Raw genomic sequence first — 15,526 nt, 5'->3', positions numbered from 1 at the left:
AGGCCTCCTCAGACCGCGATGGGTGTGTAGACGGAGTTCTTCTCGGCGCTCTCCTCGACGGCCGCCAGCACGCGCTGCACCTGCAGCCCGTCGGCGAAGGACGGCACCGGTGGGCGGCCCGATCCGATGGCGTGCACGAGGTCGCGGGCCTGGTGCACGAACGTGTGCTCATAGCCGAGGCCGTGGCCCGGCGGCCACCAGGCGTCCAGATAGGGGTGGTCGGGCTCGGTGACGAGGATGCGTCGGAAGCCCGCGTGCGCGCCGGGTTCGGTGTGGTCGTGGTACGAGAGCTCGTTGAGCCGTTCCAGGTCGAAGGCCAACGAGCCGCGCTCGCCGTTCAGTTCGATGCGCAGGGAGTTCTTGCGCCCGGTCGCGAAGCGGGAGGCCTCGAAAGAGGCGAGGGCGCCGGAGGCGAAGCGGGCGGTGAAGAGCGCCGCGTCGTCGACGGTGACGGCGCCGAAGCCAGGGCCGGAACCGGAGGCGGAACCGGAACCAGAGGCGGATCCGGAACCGGAGCCGGATCCGGAGCCGGAACCGGAGCCGGCGCCCGAGCCCCCCGTCTCCGACACGGCGGACAGCCCGCTCGACGCACCGCCGGGCAGCGGCCGCTCCCGTACGAATGTCTCGGTGAGCGCCGAGACCCCGACGAGCGGCTCGCCCGCCAGAAACTGTGCGAGGTCGACGATGTGCGCGCCGAGGTCTCCGAGCGCGCCCGATCCCGCGAGTTCCTTGCGCAGGCGCCAGGTCAGCGGGAACTGCGGGTCCACCAGCCAGTCCTGAAGGTACGTCACCCGTACGTGCCGCAGGGTGCCCAGGCGCCCCTCGGCGACCATCCGCCGGGCGAGCGACGTGGCGGGTACCCGCCGGTAGTTGAATCCGACCATGGCCAACTGACCACGTGCGAAGGCCTCTTCTGCCGCCGCCGCCATCGCGGCAGCCTCCTCGACCGTATTGGCGAGGGGCTTCTCGCACAGCACGTGCTTGCCCGCGGCCAGGGCGGCGACGGCGATCTCGGCGTGGCTGTCGCCCGGGGTGCAGATGTCGACGAGGTCGACGTCGTCGCGGGCGATCAGGGCGCGCCAGTCGGTCTCGGCCGCCGCCCAGCCGTGCCGGTCCGCCATCGCTCGCACGGCCTGTCCGTCGCGGCCGCAGACCGCGGCGAGGACCAGGCGGCGCGGCAGGTCGAAGACGCGGCCCACGGTGCGCCAGCCCTGTGAGTGGGCGGCGCCCATGAAGGCGTAACCGACCATGCCCACGCCCAATGGCGGCTTCTCGGCCTCGTCGCCCTGGTGCGGCTGTCCCATGCGGATGTCCTCCTCGTCGTCGTGGCGCGGTGGGGGGTGGAGCCTGACCCCGGTGGGACCTGATCCGACGGAAGCTGATCCACCGGACAGGCCCCTGGGGCAGGGCGCATCACTTGAAGCCGGTGGCCATGTACTGCTGGACGTTGTCCTTGTCGACGACGGCCGAGTAGAGGGTGAGCGACGCCGGGATCTCGAACTCGGCGAGGCCACCGATGCCCTTGCCCTGGCCGAGCGCGCGGGCGAGGTCGATCGCGGACGCGGCCATGGTCGGTGGATACAGGACGGTGGCCTTCAGGACGCTGTTGCCGGCGTCGATGGCCTGGAAGGCGGAGAGGGCGCCGGCGCCGCCGACCATCAGGAAGTCGTCACGCCCGGCCTGCTTGATGGCGCGCAGCGCGCCCACGCCCTGGTCGTCGTCGTGGTTCCACAGGGCGTCGAACTTCGGCTGGGCCTGCAGGAGCTGGGCCATCTTGGCCTGCCCGGACTCGACGGTGAACTCTGCGGCCTGCCGGGCGACCTTCTTGACGTTCGGGTAGTTCTTCAGGGCCGCGTCGAAGCCCTGGGTGCGCTGTTTGGTGAGCTCCAGGTTGTCGAGCCCGGCGAGTTCGATGACCCGGGCGTTCTTCTTGTCCTTGAGCTTCTCGCCGATGTAGTGGCCGGCGCTGAGGCCCATGCCGTAGTTGTCGCCGCCGATCCAACAGCGGTATGCCTGCGGTGAGTTGAAGATCCGGTCGAGGTTGACCACGGGGATGCCCGCTCGCATCGCCTTGAGCCCGACCTGGGTGAGTGCCGCGCCGTCGGCGGGCAGGACGACCAGGACGTCGACCTTCTTGTTGATCAGCGTCTCGATCTGGCCGATCTGTGCGGCCGTGTCGTTGGAGCCCTCGGTGATCTCCAGGGTGACGTCCGAGTACTTCTTGGCCCGGCTCTTGGCGTTGTCGTTGATGGCGTTGAGCCAGCCGTGGTCGGCCTGCGGGCCGGCGAAGCCGATGGTGACGTGCTTGCCGGGCTTGTCGTCGGCGGCCGGCTGGCTGTTCGCGGCCGTCTTCTCGTCCTTGGTGTCATTGCTGGTGCAGCCGACGAGGAGGGCACCGGCCGAGACGGCGGCGGTCCCGAAGAGCAGCCCTCTGCGGCTCGTGAGGCTCGTGGGTTCTGGCATGGCGGTGGACCCTTCCCGTGTCAGGTCGTGCTTGCTGTGCGCCGCTGGACCAGGACCGCGGCGACGATGATCGCGCCCTTGGCGATCTGCTGGACGTCGCTCTGGAGGTTGTTCAGCGCGAAGATGTTGGTGATCGTCGTGAAGATCAGGACACCGAGCACCGAGCCGGTGATGGTGCCGCGCCCCCCGCTGAGCAGGGTGCCGCCGATGATCGCGGCCGCGATGGCGTCGAGTTCGTACAGGTTGCCGTTGGTGTTCTGGCCCGAGCCGGACAGGATGATCAGCAGGAAGGCGGCGATGCCGCAGCACAGTCCGGAGAGCAGGTAGAGATACAGCCGCTGGCGTCGTACATCGATGCCGGCGAGCCGTGCCGCCTCCGCGTTGCCGCCGACGGCGACCGTGCGCCGCCCGAAGGTGGTGCGGTTGAGGATCAGCCAGCCGATGACCGTGACGACGGCGAAGACCAGCACCAGCGGCGGTATGCCGAGCACGTACGCGTCGCGCTCGCCGAGTTTCAGGATCCCGTCGATGGTGACGATCTGCGTCTTGCCGTCCGTGATCTGGAGGGCCAGACCGCGGGCCGAGGAGAGCATGGCGAGCGTCGCGATGAAGGGGACCATCCCGCCGTACGCGATGAGCAGTCCGTTGACCAGACCGCAGCCGACGCCGACGAGCACCGCGGTGAACAGGACGCCGGCGAAGCCGTACTCCTGTGTGGCGACGGTGGTGGCCCACACCGAGGAGAGGGCGACGATCGCGCCGACCGACAGGTCGATGCCGCCGGAGGTGATGACGAAGGTCATGCCGACGGTGACGACACCGATCACCGAGGCCTGGGTGAGGACGAGTTGGAGGTTGCGGGTGTCGAGGAACTCGTCGGGCTTGGTGATGCCGCCGATGACGATCAGGGCGGCGAGCACACCGAGGAGCGAGAGGGTGCGGACGTCGGCACGGGCCGCGAGCGTCCGCCACGGGGCGTGTTCCTTGAACGGTGACACCTCGGGGGTGTCATCCCTGGGCGGAGATACGGGCTGCGTCACGACGCCGGGCTCCCTTCACTGGCCACCGGGCTTCCTTCACCGGCCACGGGGCTTCCTTCCATGACGAGGTCGAGTACGCGGTGTTCGTCGAGCTCCTGGGCGGGCGCCGTATGGACGACGCGCCCCTCGCGGAGCACCAGGACGCGGTCGGCGAGCCCCAGCACCTCGGGCACTTCGCTGGAGACCAGCAGCACGGCGAGGCCTTCGTCGGCGAGCCTGCGGATGACCGCGTACAGCTCGGCGCGGGCTCCGACGTCGACGCCGCGGGTGGGTTCGTCGAGCAACAGGACGCGGCAGCCGCGCAGCAGCCAGCGCGCCAGGACGGCCTTCTGCTGGTTGCCGCCGGACAGCGTCCGGATGGGTACCGACGGGTTGTCGGGGCGTAGGGACAGCTCCCGGGTCGCCGCCCGCGCCGCGCCGCGTTCGGCGCGCCGGTCGATCCAACCCCCGTGCGCGAAGCGGGACATGGAGGACACCGACACATTGCGGGTGACGGACTCCAGCATCAGCAGGGCCTGTGCCTTGCGCTCCTCCGGAGCGAGCCCGAGTCCGGCACGGACGGCGGCGCGTACGCTGCCGGGGCGCAACGTCCGTCCGTTCACGCTGACTCGACCCGCCGTCGGCTTCCGCGCCCCGTAGATCGTCTCCAGGATCTCGGAGCGCCCGGAGCCGACGAGCCCGGCCAGACCGACGATCTCGCCGGGGCGCAGGTCGAGGTCGAGCGGGGCGAACTCGCCCCCACGAGCGAGGCCTTGGACCCTGAGCACCGGCTCACCGGGTGGCCGCGACCGGGGCCGGTCCGGAAAGACGTACTCGACATTGCGCCCCGTCATCAGCGCCACGACCTCGCGTGTCGGCGTGGACTTCGCGGGCAGTCCGCCCGCCACCGCGCGCCCGTCCTTCAGCACGGTGACGCGGTCGCCGATACGGCGGATCTCCTCAAGGCGGTGCGAGATGTAGACGACGGCGACACCGTCCGCGGTCAGATCGCCCACGATGCGGAAGAGATTGTCGACCTCGTCGGGGTCGAGGGCCGCGGACGGCTCGTCCATGACGATCAGGCGTACGTCGTGGGAGAGCGCCCTGGCCATCGACACGATCTGCTGCTGGGCCGCGGACAGCTCCCCGACGAGCCGTGCCGGGTCGATCTCGGGATGCCCAAGTCGCTTGAGCAGGGCGGCGGTCGACGATCGCGCCGCCTTCCCCCGTACGACGAAACCGGCTGCCGTGGGTTCGTGTCCGAGATGGACGTTCTCGGCGACCGACAGGCCCTCTACCAGGTCGAGCTCCTGGTAGATGGTGGCGATACCGAGGCGCATGGCGGCGATCGGCGACCTGAGCGTGACATGGTCGCCGCGCCAGCCGATGGTGCCCTCGTCGGGCTGGTGGGCGCCGGCCAGGACCTTGATGAGTGTGGACTTTCCGGCGCCGTTCTGGCCGAGCAGGCAGTGCACTTCGCCGGCCTGGACGTCCAGGTCGACGCCGTCGAGGGCCCGGACTCCGGGGAAGGACTTGGTGATGCCGGACATGGTGAGCAGCGGTGGTTCTGGTGCCATGACGGTTCCCCTTGGCGGGCGTGCGGGCCGGTTGCAGGGCAGGGCGCTTACACGAGCAAGCGTGTTCAGGGCGTGGCAGAGCAGGGCGCTGTGCCGGTGATCTACATGTGACGTGGTGACGCGGGTGAGAACAGGTGGTCGCTTGACGCGGTTACGCGGGTGAGAACAGGTGATCGCTGATCAGCCGGGCTCCGCCGATCACGCCGGCGGTCGGGCCCAACTCCCCGAGGACGATGGGAAGGTTGCCGGTCGCCAGGGGCAGCGACTGACGGTAGACCTGGGTGCGGATCGCGGCGAGCAGCGTGTGGCCGAGGCCGGTGACACCGCCGCCGATCACCACCAGGCCGGGGTTGAAGAACGACACGAGTCCGGCGATGACCTGACCCGTACGGTTGCCGCCCTCACGGATCAGGTCGAGCGCGGTGGCATCGCCCGCCGCGGCCGCGGCGGCGACGTCGACGGCACTCAGGGCACCGTTCGTCTCCAGACGCGTGGCGAGTTCCGCCGAGCGGCCCTGCTGGGCCGCCTCGATGGCGTCGCGCGCCAGCGCGGCGCCGCTGAAGTGGGCCTCCAGACAGCCCCGGTTGCCACAGGCGCACGGACGTCCGTCGGGCACGGCCTGGATGTGCCCGATGTCGCCGGCGCTGCCCGTCGTGCCGCGGTGGACCTCACCGCCGACGACGATGCCGCAGCCGATGCCCGTGCCGATCTTGACGCAGAGGAAGTCGCCCACGGAGCGTGCGACGCCCGCGTGCTGCTCCCCCATGGCCATCAGGTTCACGTCGTTGTCGACCATGACCGGGCAGCCGAGTTCCTGGCTGAGTGCCTCACGGACCGGGAAACCGTCCCAGCCGGGCATGATCGGCGGGGCGACCGGGACGCCCTCGGGAAAGCGGACGGGCCCCGGTACACCGATTCCGGCGCCGTCGAACCCTTCCGCGAGCCCCGAAGCCCTCAACTTGCCCGCCATGGCGAGGACTTGTTCGAAGACGGCGACCGGTCCCTCGCGTACGTCCATGGGCTGGTTGATGTGCCCCAGGACTTCCAGTTCCGCGTTGGTGACGGCCACGTCGATCGAGGTGGCGCCGATGTCGACGCCGAGGAAGCGCAGGGCCGGTGCGAGCCGGATGTTGTGGGAGCGGCGGCCGCCACGGGATGCGGCGAGTCCGTCGGCCACCACGAGCCCGGTCTCCAACAGCCGGTCCACCTCGACGGCCAGCTTCGACCGCGAGAGGTCGATCTGATCGCCCAGCTGGGCCCGGGAGTTGGGACCGCCGTCACGCAACAGGCGCAGCAGCCGCGCCTGGTGCGCGTTCGCGGGTCGTGCCGTCATACGTCTCACGAGCCCCTCCCCGCCTCAATCGGCCTGCGTCCGTCAAGTTCCGGCCACTTCACCGGTCTTGCTTTCGAGGGGAACGTAGCAGCGGCTGCCGGGAGTGGGAAGAAGTGGCGCATGAATTGCCGTCAACTTTCTCCACTCACAGGACAAAGCGAGGTCCGCGCACCGCGAGGGAGGGCGCGTACATACGATCTGCGCAGCGATCGGTTTCGGGGGGAGCTCATGAGCACGGCAGAGGACGAGGGGGCCAACGCGGCCGTGGACCAGGCGGGACGCACGACCGTGGACGAGGCCGGGCGCACGCCCCTGGAAGAGGCAGGGCTCACAGCCCTGGAAGAGACGGGACGCACAGCCCGGGAAGAGGCAGGACGTACGACCGTGGACGAGGCCGGGCGCCGAGTCAGCACCCTGGAGCTCTTCTTCGACCTGGTCTTCGTCTTCACGCTCACCCAGCTCACCGTGTTGCTCACCGCCGATCTGTCCTTCGCGACGGCGGCACGCGTCGCGCTGATCTTCGTGGTGCTGTTCTGGATGTACGGCGCATACGCGTATCTCACCAACCAGGTGCCGCCCGACCGGCCTTCGCGGCGGATCCTCCTGATGCTGGGCATGGGCGCGTTCCTGGTATGCGCCCTCGCCATCCCGCGCGCCTTCGACGACGGCGGAGTCGTCTTCGGCCTCGGCTTCCTGGCCGTCGTGCTCGTGCACAGCGCGCTCTACACCCGTAGCCACGGCCGCGATGTCATCTGGTACGCGGTGCCGAACTCGCTGGCCGCGCTGTCGGTCACGGCGGCGGGCCTGTTCGACGGACTCGCCGCCGACGGACTGTGGCTGCTCGCGCTGATGCTGCAGTTCGTGACGCCGTTCCTGGCGGAGCACGGTCCGCGGCGCCGGGACGGCCGTGAAGCCGCCTTTCTGCGCGCTCAGTTGGGCGGTCTCGACCCGGCGCATTTCGTGGAGCGACACGGGCTGCTGCTGATTGTCGCGTTCGGTGAGTCGGTCATCGCGATCGGCATCGGCGTCGGTGATCTGCCGCTGACGGTGGGCCTGTTCGGCGGGGCCTTCCTCGCTCTCGCGCTGGCGATCGCGCTGTGGTGGACGTACTTCGTGCGCGACGAGCACGGTGCGGAGGTCGTGTTCTCGGCGACCCCGCCGGACCGGCGCTGGCGCCTGGCGATGAACGCGTACTACTACGCCTTCCTGCCCATGCTGCTCGGCATCGCCTATCTCGCGGCGGGCGTGAAGAAGACCCTCGGGCATCTCACCGAGCACCTGCACACCGGCCCGGCCCTCGCGCTCGCCGGCGGGGTGGCCCTCTTTCTCGCCGGCGACGTGGCGTTCCGCGCCGTGCTGCGGCTGTTCCCGGTGAGCTTCCGCGCGGCCGCGGTGCCCGTCGCCCTGGCCACCGCGCTGCTCGGCGTCCGTCTGTCGGCGGTCGCCGAACTCCTCGCGCTGGTGGGCGTGTTGGTGGCGATGCTGGGGGCGGAGGCGCGATGGTCTCCGTGCCGGGCCGGCGCGGAGACTCCGGAGGGCCCCGATTCCCCGGCGGCCGTCGTCTGATCCGCTACCGGGATTCATTCGCAGTGCATCGGGCTTCAGCCCGATGGTGAAGCGAATCTTGTCGTGGCGTCGCGGATTCCTGGTCGGCGGAGCCGGACGTCGCGTGTTCTCCACCCATGGCGCGGAGCGCCGCGATGGCCTTCCCGGCGGAGCCGGGTGATGCTCACACGGGCCGGTTCTGTTGCTCGATGTACTGCTTGACCACGGAGAGCGGGGCGCCGCCGACGGTTCCGGCGAAGTAGGACCCGGACCAGCGCTTGTTGGCCCGCCAGTAGTGCCGCACCAGGTCGGGGAACTCCTGGCGCAGACGGCGGGAGGAGACACCCTTGAGGGAGTTGACCAGCTTGGTGACGGTGACCTTGGGCGGGAAGTTCACCAGGAGGTGGACGTGGTTGCTCACGCCGTTGAACTCCACCAGTTCGCACTCGAAGTCCCCGCACACCGACCGCATGATCTCCTCCATGCGCGTCAGATGAGCATCCGTGAACACCTTGTGCCGGAACTTGGCCACGAAGACCAAGTGCACATGCATCACAAAAACACAGTGCCGACCAGTTCTGATCTTCTGCATCTCACCCATAACCCACGTATGTAGCGTGGCCGTCATGCAGCTTCGGTACAGCTTCCGCCTGTACCCAAACATCGCCCAGCGCACTGCGCTGGCCCAGGCGTTCGGGTGCGCCCGCGTCGTGTTCAACGACGCGGTGCGCGCCCGTGAGGACGCCCGGAAGGCGGGCGCAGCGTTCCCGACGGCCGGTGAGCTGTCCAAGAAGCTGATCACCCGGGCCAAGCAGACCGTGGAGCGGTGCTGGCTGGCAGAGGTCTCCGTCGTGGTGCTCCAGCAGGCTCTGCGTGACGCCGAGGCCGCCTAGCGCAACTTCTTCGCCTCCCTCAAGGGCGCCCGTAAGGGCACGCGGGTGGGTACACCCCGGTTCAAGTCCCGCAAGGACAACCGGCAGTCGATCCGGTTCACGGCCAATGCCCGCTGGTCGATCACCAGTAGCGGGCAGCTGAACCTGCCGAAGATCGGTGCGGTGAAGGTGAAGTGGTCGAGGACCCTGCCCACTCCCCCCTCCTCCGTCACCGTGATCAAAGACGCGGCCGGACGATACTTCGCGTCCTTCGTCATCGACACCGACCCGGCCGCCGACGCCACCGCGATGCCCGACAGCGACCAGATCGTCGGCATCGACCTGGGCCTGACACATTTCGCGGTCCTCTCGGACGGCCGCGTGATCGACTCCCCACGGTTCCTGCGCCGCGCGGAGAAGAAGCTGAAGAAGGCCCAGCGGGACCTGTCCCGTAAGCAGAAGGGGTCGAAGAACCGCGAGAAAGCCCGCTTGAAGGTCGCCCGTGCCCACGCACAAGTGACCGATGCGCGCCACGAGTTCCACCACCAGCTCTCCACGAAGCTGATCCGCGAGAACCAAGCGATCGCTGTGGAGGACCTGGCGGTCAAGGCACTGGCGCGCACCAGGCTGGCCAAGAGCGTGCATGACGCGGGCTGGGCACAGTTCATGGCCATGCTGGAGTACAAGGCGGTCAGGTACGGGCGCACCCTGGTGAAGATCGGCAGGTTCGAGCCGACCTCCCAGACCTGTTCGGCCTGCGGCGTCAAGGACGGCCCCAAACCCCTCCACATCAGGCAGTGGACCTGCCCCGCGTGCGGCACGGTCCATGACCGGGACCACAATGCCGCGAAGAACGTGAAAACGGCCGCCGGACCGGCGGTCGCAGCCTGTCGAGCGCAGGTAAGACCAGGACCCGTCCTGGCACAGCGCGACGAAGCAGGAAGCCACGGATTCTCCCCCGAACCCCGTGCCGCGTAGCGGCACAGCAACGGACGAGAAGGCCAGAATCCTCGGGCTTCAGCCCGAGGAGCAAGTCAATTCTCGCGCTCGTGGTACATCTTCCGCGTGTGTTCCGTGTGGGCGCGCATGACCGCCGTGGCGCGCTGTTCGTCACGGTCCGCGATCGCCGCGATCAGCTCACGGTGCTCGATCCAGGACTGGTGGCCGCGCTGCCGGGCGACCGGTGTGTAGTACCAGCGGACCCGTCGGTCGACCTGTGCGGCCAGCTCGGCGAGGACCTTGTTGCCCGCGAGCTCCATGACCTTGGCGTGCAGCCGGGCGTTCATCGCGACCGCGCCGTCCACGTCGTCGGCGGCCACCGCACGCTCGCCCTCCTCGCAGAGCTCCTCGAGCGCGGTGATGGCCTCGGTACCCGCATGGGTGGCGGCGAGCCGGGCGGCCTCGGCCTCCAGGAGCGTACGGACCGTGAGGAGCTGGTCCGCCTCCTCCTCGGTCGGTTCGTGCACGAACGCGCCCTGGGCGGGCCGCAGATCGACCCAGCCCTCGGTGCTGAGACGCTGCAGAGCCTCGCGCACGGGCTGCCGGGACACCCCCAGGTGCCCGGCGAGTTCGCTCTCGACGAGGTGCTGGCCCGGTTGGAGGGCGCGGGTGGTGATGAGTTCGAGCAGCGCTTCGTAGACACGGTCGCGCAGCGGGCCGGGCCGCTCGAGCTTGGGCACGGCACCCTGCGGCAGTCCTGTCGTCGACAACATGGCGGTCCCTCCTGGGCAGCGCCGTCGCTGCAGTATGAAAGCCAATTATGAATTGTCTTTCGCCTACAGTCTACGGCGCACAAACGCCAGGAGACACAGGAGTTGGGCTCGTCGCACTAGACGTACGAGGGGTCGAACGGGATGCGTAATAGCGGGCGTACGCACAGCTCACGGACAGCGGACGACCTGTCCCGCGTACGACAGATTCCCGCCGAAGCCGAAGAGCAGGACAGGGTCGCCCGTGGAGATCTCCCCGCGCTCCACGAGCTTGGAGAGGGCGAGCGGGATACTCGCGGCGGACGTGTTCCCGGAGTCGGTGACGTCCCGTGCGACGATCGCGTTGACCGCGCCGATCTTCACGGCGAGGGGCTCGATGATGCGCAGGTTCGCCTGATGCAGGACGACCGCGGCGAGGTCCTCGGGGGCAAGTCCGGCGCGCTCGCAGGCCTTGCGGGCGATGGGCGGGAGCTGGGTGGTGGCCCAGCGGTAGACACTCTGCCCCTCCTGGGCGAACCGCGCGGGCGTGCCCTCGATCCGCACGGCGTGCCCCATCTCGGGCACCGAGCCCCACAGCACGGGCCCGATCCCCTGCTCGCCGGAGGCTTCGACCACCGCGGCCCCTGCCCCGTCGCCGACGAGCACACAGGTCGTGCGGTCGCTCCAGTCCGTCACGTCGGACATCTTGTCCGCGCCGATGACCAGCGCCCGGGTCGCGGCACCGGCCCGCACGGCGTGGTCCGCGGTGGCCAGCGCGTGCGTGAAACCCGCGCAGACGACGTTGACGTCCATGGCGGCCGGAGACGGGACGCCGAGGCGGGCGGCGACCCGGGCGGCCATGTTCGGGGAGCGGTCGACGGCCGTGGAGGTGGCGACCAGAACGAGGTCGATGTCGCCCGGGGTCAGGCCCGCCGCCGCGAGCGCCTTGGCGGCGGCGTGCGCGGCCAGCTCGTCGACCGGCTCGTCGGGCCCGGCGATATGGCGCGTGCGGATGCCCACCCGGCTCCTGATCCACTCGTCGCTGGTGTCGACCAGGCCCGCCAGGTCCTCGTTGGTGAGTACCTTGGCGGGCTGGTAATGGCCGACGGCGGCGATCCGTGAGCCGTTCATGAGTGGTCCCCCTTGTTGCCTTGGGTAGCGGGATCCACCAGTCTGATCAGTGACTCACGGGTACGACGGCAGGTGATGCCACAGGAATGGGACGCCAGGCTTGTCGGCTTCTGTCAGACCATTGGACGCCCGAACACCTCCAGCACACATGCCCGGGCCTCACCCCGTGAACAGCTGCTTGGCCTTCAGTACCAGTTCGTACAGGCCGTAGCACAGGGGCGCGCCCACCCACAGCCAGGCGAACGCGATCAGACCCCGCCTACGGGGCGGACTGCTCTCGCTGGACATCGACGGCCTCCCTCGGTGCGGGAATGTGGTGCCGGACATGGACGGGTCGTACCAGCTCGTTGGCGACGAAGCCGACCGCGAGCAGGCCGATCATGATCAGGAAGGAGAGGCCGTAGAGGGACGAGCCGTGCTTGCCCGCCGCTTCCTGGTGGTCGGCGATCCAGTTGACGATCAGCGGACCGAGGACGCCCGCCGTGGACCAGGCGGTGAGCAGTCGGCCGTGGATCGCACCGACCTGGTAACTGCCGAAGAGATCCTTCAGATACGCGGGAATCGTGGCGAAGCCGCCGCCGTAGAACGAGAGGATCACCAGCGCACAGATGATGAACAGCGGCTTCGAGGAGTCGCCGAACCAGGCGATGAGCGCGTACATCAGCGCGCCCACCCCGAGATAGACCCGGTAGATGTTCTTGCGCCCGATCAGGTCGGACGTCGACGACCAGCCGATACGACCGGCCATGTTGGCCGCCGACAGCAGCGCGACGAAACCGGCGGCCGCGGAGACGGACACCGGCGTGGACGTGCCGGCGAAGAAGTCCGTGATCATCGGCGCGGCCTTCTCCAGGATGCCGATGCCCGCGGTCACGTTCATGCAGAGCACGACCCACAGGCACCAGAACTGCGGGGTGCGCACGGCGTTCCGGGCGGAGACCTGCACACCGTCGAGTGCGCTCGGCGCGGACGCGACCGGCTTCTCGCCACGCGGCACCCGCACCAGCAGCACGCCGAGCGACATGAAGACGGCGTACGTCAGCCCGTGCACGAGGAAGGCGAGCGCGATGCCGGAGGAGTCGGAACCGAACGACTTCAGCATCTGCGTGGACCAGGGCGAGGCGATCAGCGCGCCGCCGCCGAACCCCATGATCGCGATGCCGGTGGCCATGCCGGGCCGGTCCGGGAACCACTTGATCAGGGTGGAGACGGGCGAGATGTAGCCGATGCCGAGGCCGATTCCGCCGACGAAGCCGTAGCCGAAGACGATCAGCCAGTACTGCTCGGTGGCGGCGCCGAGGGAGGCGATCAGGAAGCCGGAGGAGAAGCAGACGAGGGCGACGGTCATCGCCCAGCGCGGTCCGTTGCGCTCGACGAGCGTGCCGCCGAACGCGGCCGACAGACCGAGCATGACGATGCCGAGCTGGAAGGGCAGCGCGCTCTGGGTTCCGCTGAGGCCGAGCGCGGATTCGAGCGGCGGCTTGAAGACACTCCAGGCGTAGGCCTGGCCGATGGAGAGATGGACCGACAGAGCGGCCGGCGGGACGAGCCAGCGGCTCCAGCCGGGCGGTGCGACAGGGGGACTCATGATCCCGGACGATAGGAAGCGGTTGCCCGATGGGGAACCCGCGCGACCGAAACTGGTCGACCGTATGCGATGAGCGGTACCCCTGGCGCGACGAACGGTCGACGCAGCCGGGCGAACGGTCGTCGGAGCAGGGCGAACGATCTCCTGAACGTCGCACGAAAGGCCGCCCGAGTGCGACCCAACCCTTGCTGCCGCCGGCTCCATCCTGTAGACAATATTTCGTCGACAGAGTTCGACAGTTCCTCGGTACCCTCGACCGAACGGAGCGCCACACAGTGAAAGTCGCCGTTCTCGGCGCCGGTGCGATCGGCGCCTACGTCGGCGCCGCGCTGCACCGCGCAGGCGCCGATGTGCACCTCGTCGCCCGTGGACCGCATCTGGCGGCCATGAGGCAGCACGGAGTCAGAGTCCTCAGCCCGCGCGGAGACTTCACCGCGCGTGCCCACGCCACCGACGACCCGGCCGAGATCGGGCCCGTCGATTACGTCTTCCTGGGCTTGAAGGCCAACTCGTACGCGGCGTGCGGGCCGCTGATCGAGCCATTGCTGCACGACACCACGGCGGTGATCGCCGCCCAGAACGGCATCCCCTGGTGGTACTTCCACCGGCACGGCGGCCCGCACGACGGCCACCGCGTCGAGAGCGTGGACCCGGACGGCGCGGTCAGTGCGGTGCTCGCGCCCGAACGGGCCATCGGTTGCGTGGTCTACGCCGCGACCGAGCTGGAAGAACCCGGCGTCGTACGCCATCTCGAAGGCACCCGGTTCTCCATCGGCGAGCCCGACCGCTCCCACTCCGCGCGCTGTCAGGCGTTCAGCGAGGCCATGCAGGCGGGCGGTCTCAAGTGTCCGGTCGAGCAGGACCTGCGCAACGACATCTGGCTCAAACTGCTCGGCAACATCTCCTTCAACCCGATCAGCGCGCTGGCCCGCGCGACGATGCGGCAGATGTGCCTGCACGGCGGCACCCGCAAGGTCATCGAGATCATGATGACCGAGACGCTGGCGGTCGCGGAGGCCCTCGGCTGCAAGGTGGGCGTCTCCATCGAGCGGCGCCTTGCCGGTGCCGAGCGCGTCGGCGACCACCGCACCTCCACGCTCCAGGATCTGGAGCGCGGCAAACCGCTCGAACTCGACGTGCTGCTCGCGGCCGTCGTGGAGCTGGCGGAGATCACCGAGGTCCCGGTACCGACGCTCCGAACCGTCCACGCCATCTCGGATCTGCTCGCGCTGCGCACCGCGGCATGAGCGGACACACCCCGGAGGCCTACGCCCGGCTCGAACACCCGCCGGTCCCGGACTCGCGCGACGAGCGCTTCCGGCAGACCGCATGGGACAAGGCGCCGACCCGCCTCGCCCAGGGGCCGAGCCGGGCGCGCGGCACCTTCGGAATGTTCTCCGGCGCTGATGCGAGGAGTGAAATGAACCATGTGGCAGGGAAGTTCGCACGTGTCGTCATGGGCATGGACAACACGTACTCCCACAACCGGCTCGCACCGAACGCCGGCACCGACATCCCGATGGCTCACGCGATCGGCCGGGAGATCATCCGCGCGGGCCTCGCCGACCACGCCCACATCGAAAGGGCGACGACCGGCTTCGATGAGTACCGGCAACTCGTCGAGCCCTGGACCCCCTCGCTCGCCGAGAAGGTGACGGGCGTACCGGCCTCCGCCATAAGGGAGTTGGCGCACGCGTACGCCCGCGACGAGCGCGCCCGGCTGTGCTGGGCACCAGGCGGCACGGAGCACCACAACGGCACGAAGCACCACAACGGCACGGACACCGCGGGCGCGGTGAGCAATCTGTCCCTGCTGACCGGGCACGAGCACGGGCCGAGCCCGACGGAGCGGGTGTCGCCGGGCGGGCGGGATCCACGCACGCCCTTCCGACTCGTCCGGCACGACCCACCGGTCGACCTGACGGACGAGCGGTACCCGATCCGGCTCACCACGGGGCGCCGCCTCGACTCGTACGGCACCGGTGCGCAGAGCGGCAGTTCCGCGTCGCCGCTGCGGCGCGGCGAGTGTGTCGAGCTGTGTCCCGAGGACGCGGAGCACTACGGCGTGGTCGTCGGCGAGAAGGTCCAGGTCCGCTCACGGCGTGGCTCGATGGTGGTGCCGGTGTGGGTGGACACGGCGCTGCCGCCCGGGCTGGCGTTCACGACCCTGCATTTTTCGGACGAAGCGGACATCGAGCCGCCGACGATCGAGGTGAACTGCCCGATCGTGGGGGCGGAGGAGTTCAAGGCCTCGGCGATCCGGATCGAGAAGCTGCCCGTCGCGGCGGTGCGGAGCTGAGGCCGGACATG

Annotated in this window: 13 protein-coding genes and 1 pseudogene; 4 read left to right on the top strand and 10 right to left on the bottom strand. The window is 69.4% G+C overall.

What is annotated here, in order from left to right; all coding sequences use genetic code 11:
* Positions 1–8: 8 nt before the first annotated feature.
* The 5 genes from IEY95_RS39910 to IEY95_RS39890 form a co-directional block, all read right to left on the bottom strand.
* The gene (locus tag IEY95_RS39910) at positions 9–1,304 is read right to left on the bottom strand and encodes a Gfo/Idh/MocA family protein (RefSeq protein ID WP_189191131.1); all 1,296 of its coding nucleotides are present in this window, start codon (positions 1,302–1,304) and stop codon (positions 9–11) included.
* Between the two features lie 109 nt (positions 1,305–1,413).
* Entirely contained in the window at positions 1,414–2,463 is a 1,050-nt protein-coding gene (locus IEY95_RS39905) for a substrate-binding domain-containing protein (protein WP_189191130.1), read from the bottom strand.
* Positions 2,464–2,483: 20 nt separating this feature from the next.
* On the bottom strand, positions 2,484–3,503 hold the full coding sequence (locus tag IEY95_RS39900; RefSeq protein ID WP_189191129.1) for an ABC transporter permease: 1,020 nt from the start codon (positions 3,501–3,503) through the stop codon (positions 2,484–2,486).
* Positions 3,500–5,059 carry a sugar ABC transporter ATP-binding protein gene (locus IEY95_RS39895; protein WP_189191128.1) on the bottom strand — a complete coding sequence of 520 codons (1,560 nt, stop codon included), beginning with the start codon at positions 5,057–5,059 and terminating at the stop codon, positions 3,500–3,502. Before IEY95_RS39895 ends, IEY95_RS39900 begins: the two co-directional genes overlap by 4 nt.
* A 151-nt stretch (positions 5,060–5,210) precedes the next feature.
* Positions 5,211–6,392, bottom strand: coding sequence for an ROK family transcriptional regulator (locus IEY95_RS39890; protein WP_189191155.1), 1,182 nt, complete (start codon positions 6,390–6,392; stop codon positions 5,211–5,213).
* Between the two features lie 228 nt (positions 6,393–6,620).
* Here IEY95_RS39890 and IEY95_RS39885 point away from each other — a divergent pair, with 228 nt between their 5' ends.
* Positions 6,621–7,958, top strand: coding sequence for a low temperature requirement protein A (locus IEY95_RS39885; RefSeq protein ID WP_189191127.1), 1,338 nt, complete (start codon positions 6,621–6,623; stop codon positions 7,956–7,958).
* A 163-nt stretch (positions 7,959–8,121) separates the two neighbouring features.
* On the opposite strand, the gene tnpA is transcribed toward IEY95_RS39885, so the two are convergent.
* On the bottom strand, positions 8,122–8,538 hold the full coding sequence (gene tnpA, locus IEY95_RS39880) for an IS200/IS605 family transposase (protein ID WP_189191126.1): 417 nt from the start codon (positions 8,536–8,538) through the stop codon (positions 8,122–8,124).
* A gap of 25 nt (positions 8,539–8,563) precedes the next feature.
* Between tnpA and IEY95_RS39875 the strand changes: the two are divergent.
* Positions 8,564–9,787 (top strand): annotated as a pseudogene (locus IEY95_RS39875) (RNA-guided endonuclease InsQ/TnpB family protein).
* 56 nt (positions 9,788–9,843) lie between these two features.
* Here IEY95_RS39875 and IEY95_RS39870 read toward each other — a convergent pair.
* From IEY95_RS39870 to IEY95_RS39860, 4 genes are all read right to left on the bottom strand, one after another.
* Positions 9,844–10,521: a GntR family transcriptional regulator gene (locus IEY95_RS39870; RefSeq protein ID WP_189191125.1), complete on the bottom strand. Its 678-nt coding sequence runs from the start codon at positions 10,519–10,521 to the stop codon at positions 9,844–9,846.
* A 168-nt stretch (positions 10,522–10,689) separates the two neighbouring features.
* Positions 10,690–11,628 carry a beta-ketoacyl-ACP synthase III gene (locus IEY95_RS39865; protein ID WP_189191124.1) on the bottom strand — a complete coding sequence of 313 codons (939 nt, stop codon included), beginning with the start codon at positions 11,626–11,628 and terminating at the stop codon, positions 10,690–10,692.
* A gap of 159 nt (positions 11,629–11,787) precedes the next feature.
* Complete coding sequence (locus IEY95_RS50275; protein ID WP_268240543.1) at positions 11,788–11,916, bottom strand: MFS transporter small subunit; 129 nt, start codon at positions 11,914–11,916, stop codon at positions 11,788–11,790.
* Positions 11,888–13,216, bottom strand: coding sequence for an OFA family MFS transporter (locus IEY95_RS39860; RefSeq protein ID WP_189191123.1), 1,329 nt, complete (start codon positions 13,214–13,216; stop codon positions 11,888–11,890). Before IEY95_RS39860 ends, IEY95_RS50275 begins: the two co-directional genes overlap by 29 nt.
* Before the next feature lie 275 nt (positions 13,217–13,491).
* Between IEY95_RS39860 and IEY95_RS39855 the strand changes: the two genes are divergently transcribed.
* Together IEY95_RS39855 and IEY95_RS39850 are read left to right on the top strand one after the other, a co-directional pair.
* The gene (locus tag IEY95_RS39855; protein WP_189191122.1) at positions 13,492–14,463 is read left to right on the top strand and encodes a 2-dehydropantoate 2-reductase; all 972 of its coding nucleotides are present in this window, start codon (positions 13,492–13,494) and stop codon (positions 14,461–14,463) included.
* The gene (locus IEY95_RS39850; RefSeq protein WP_189191121.1) at positions 14,460–15,515 is read left to right on the top strand and encodes a molybdopterin oxidoreductase family protein; all 1,056 of its coding nucleotides are present in this window, start codon (positions 14,460–14,462) and stop codon (positions 15,513–15,515) included. Before IEY95_RS39855 ends, IEY95_RS39850 begins: the two co-directional genes overlap by 4 nt.
* Positions 15,516–15,526: the final 11 nt, after the last annotated feature.

It is taken from the genome of Streptomyces albiflavescens, from assembly GCF_014645835.1.
Classification (GTDB): domain Bacteria; phylum Actinomycetota; class Actinomycetes; order Streptomycetales; family Streptomycetaceae; genus Streptomyces; species Streptomyces albiflavescens.
Note: the sequence above shows the minus strand (reverse complement) of the source record. Positions and strands in the feature narration are given on the sequence as shown.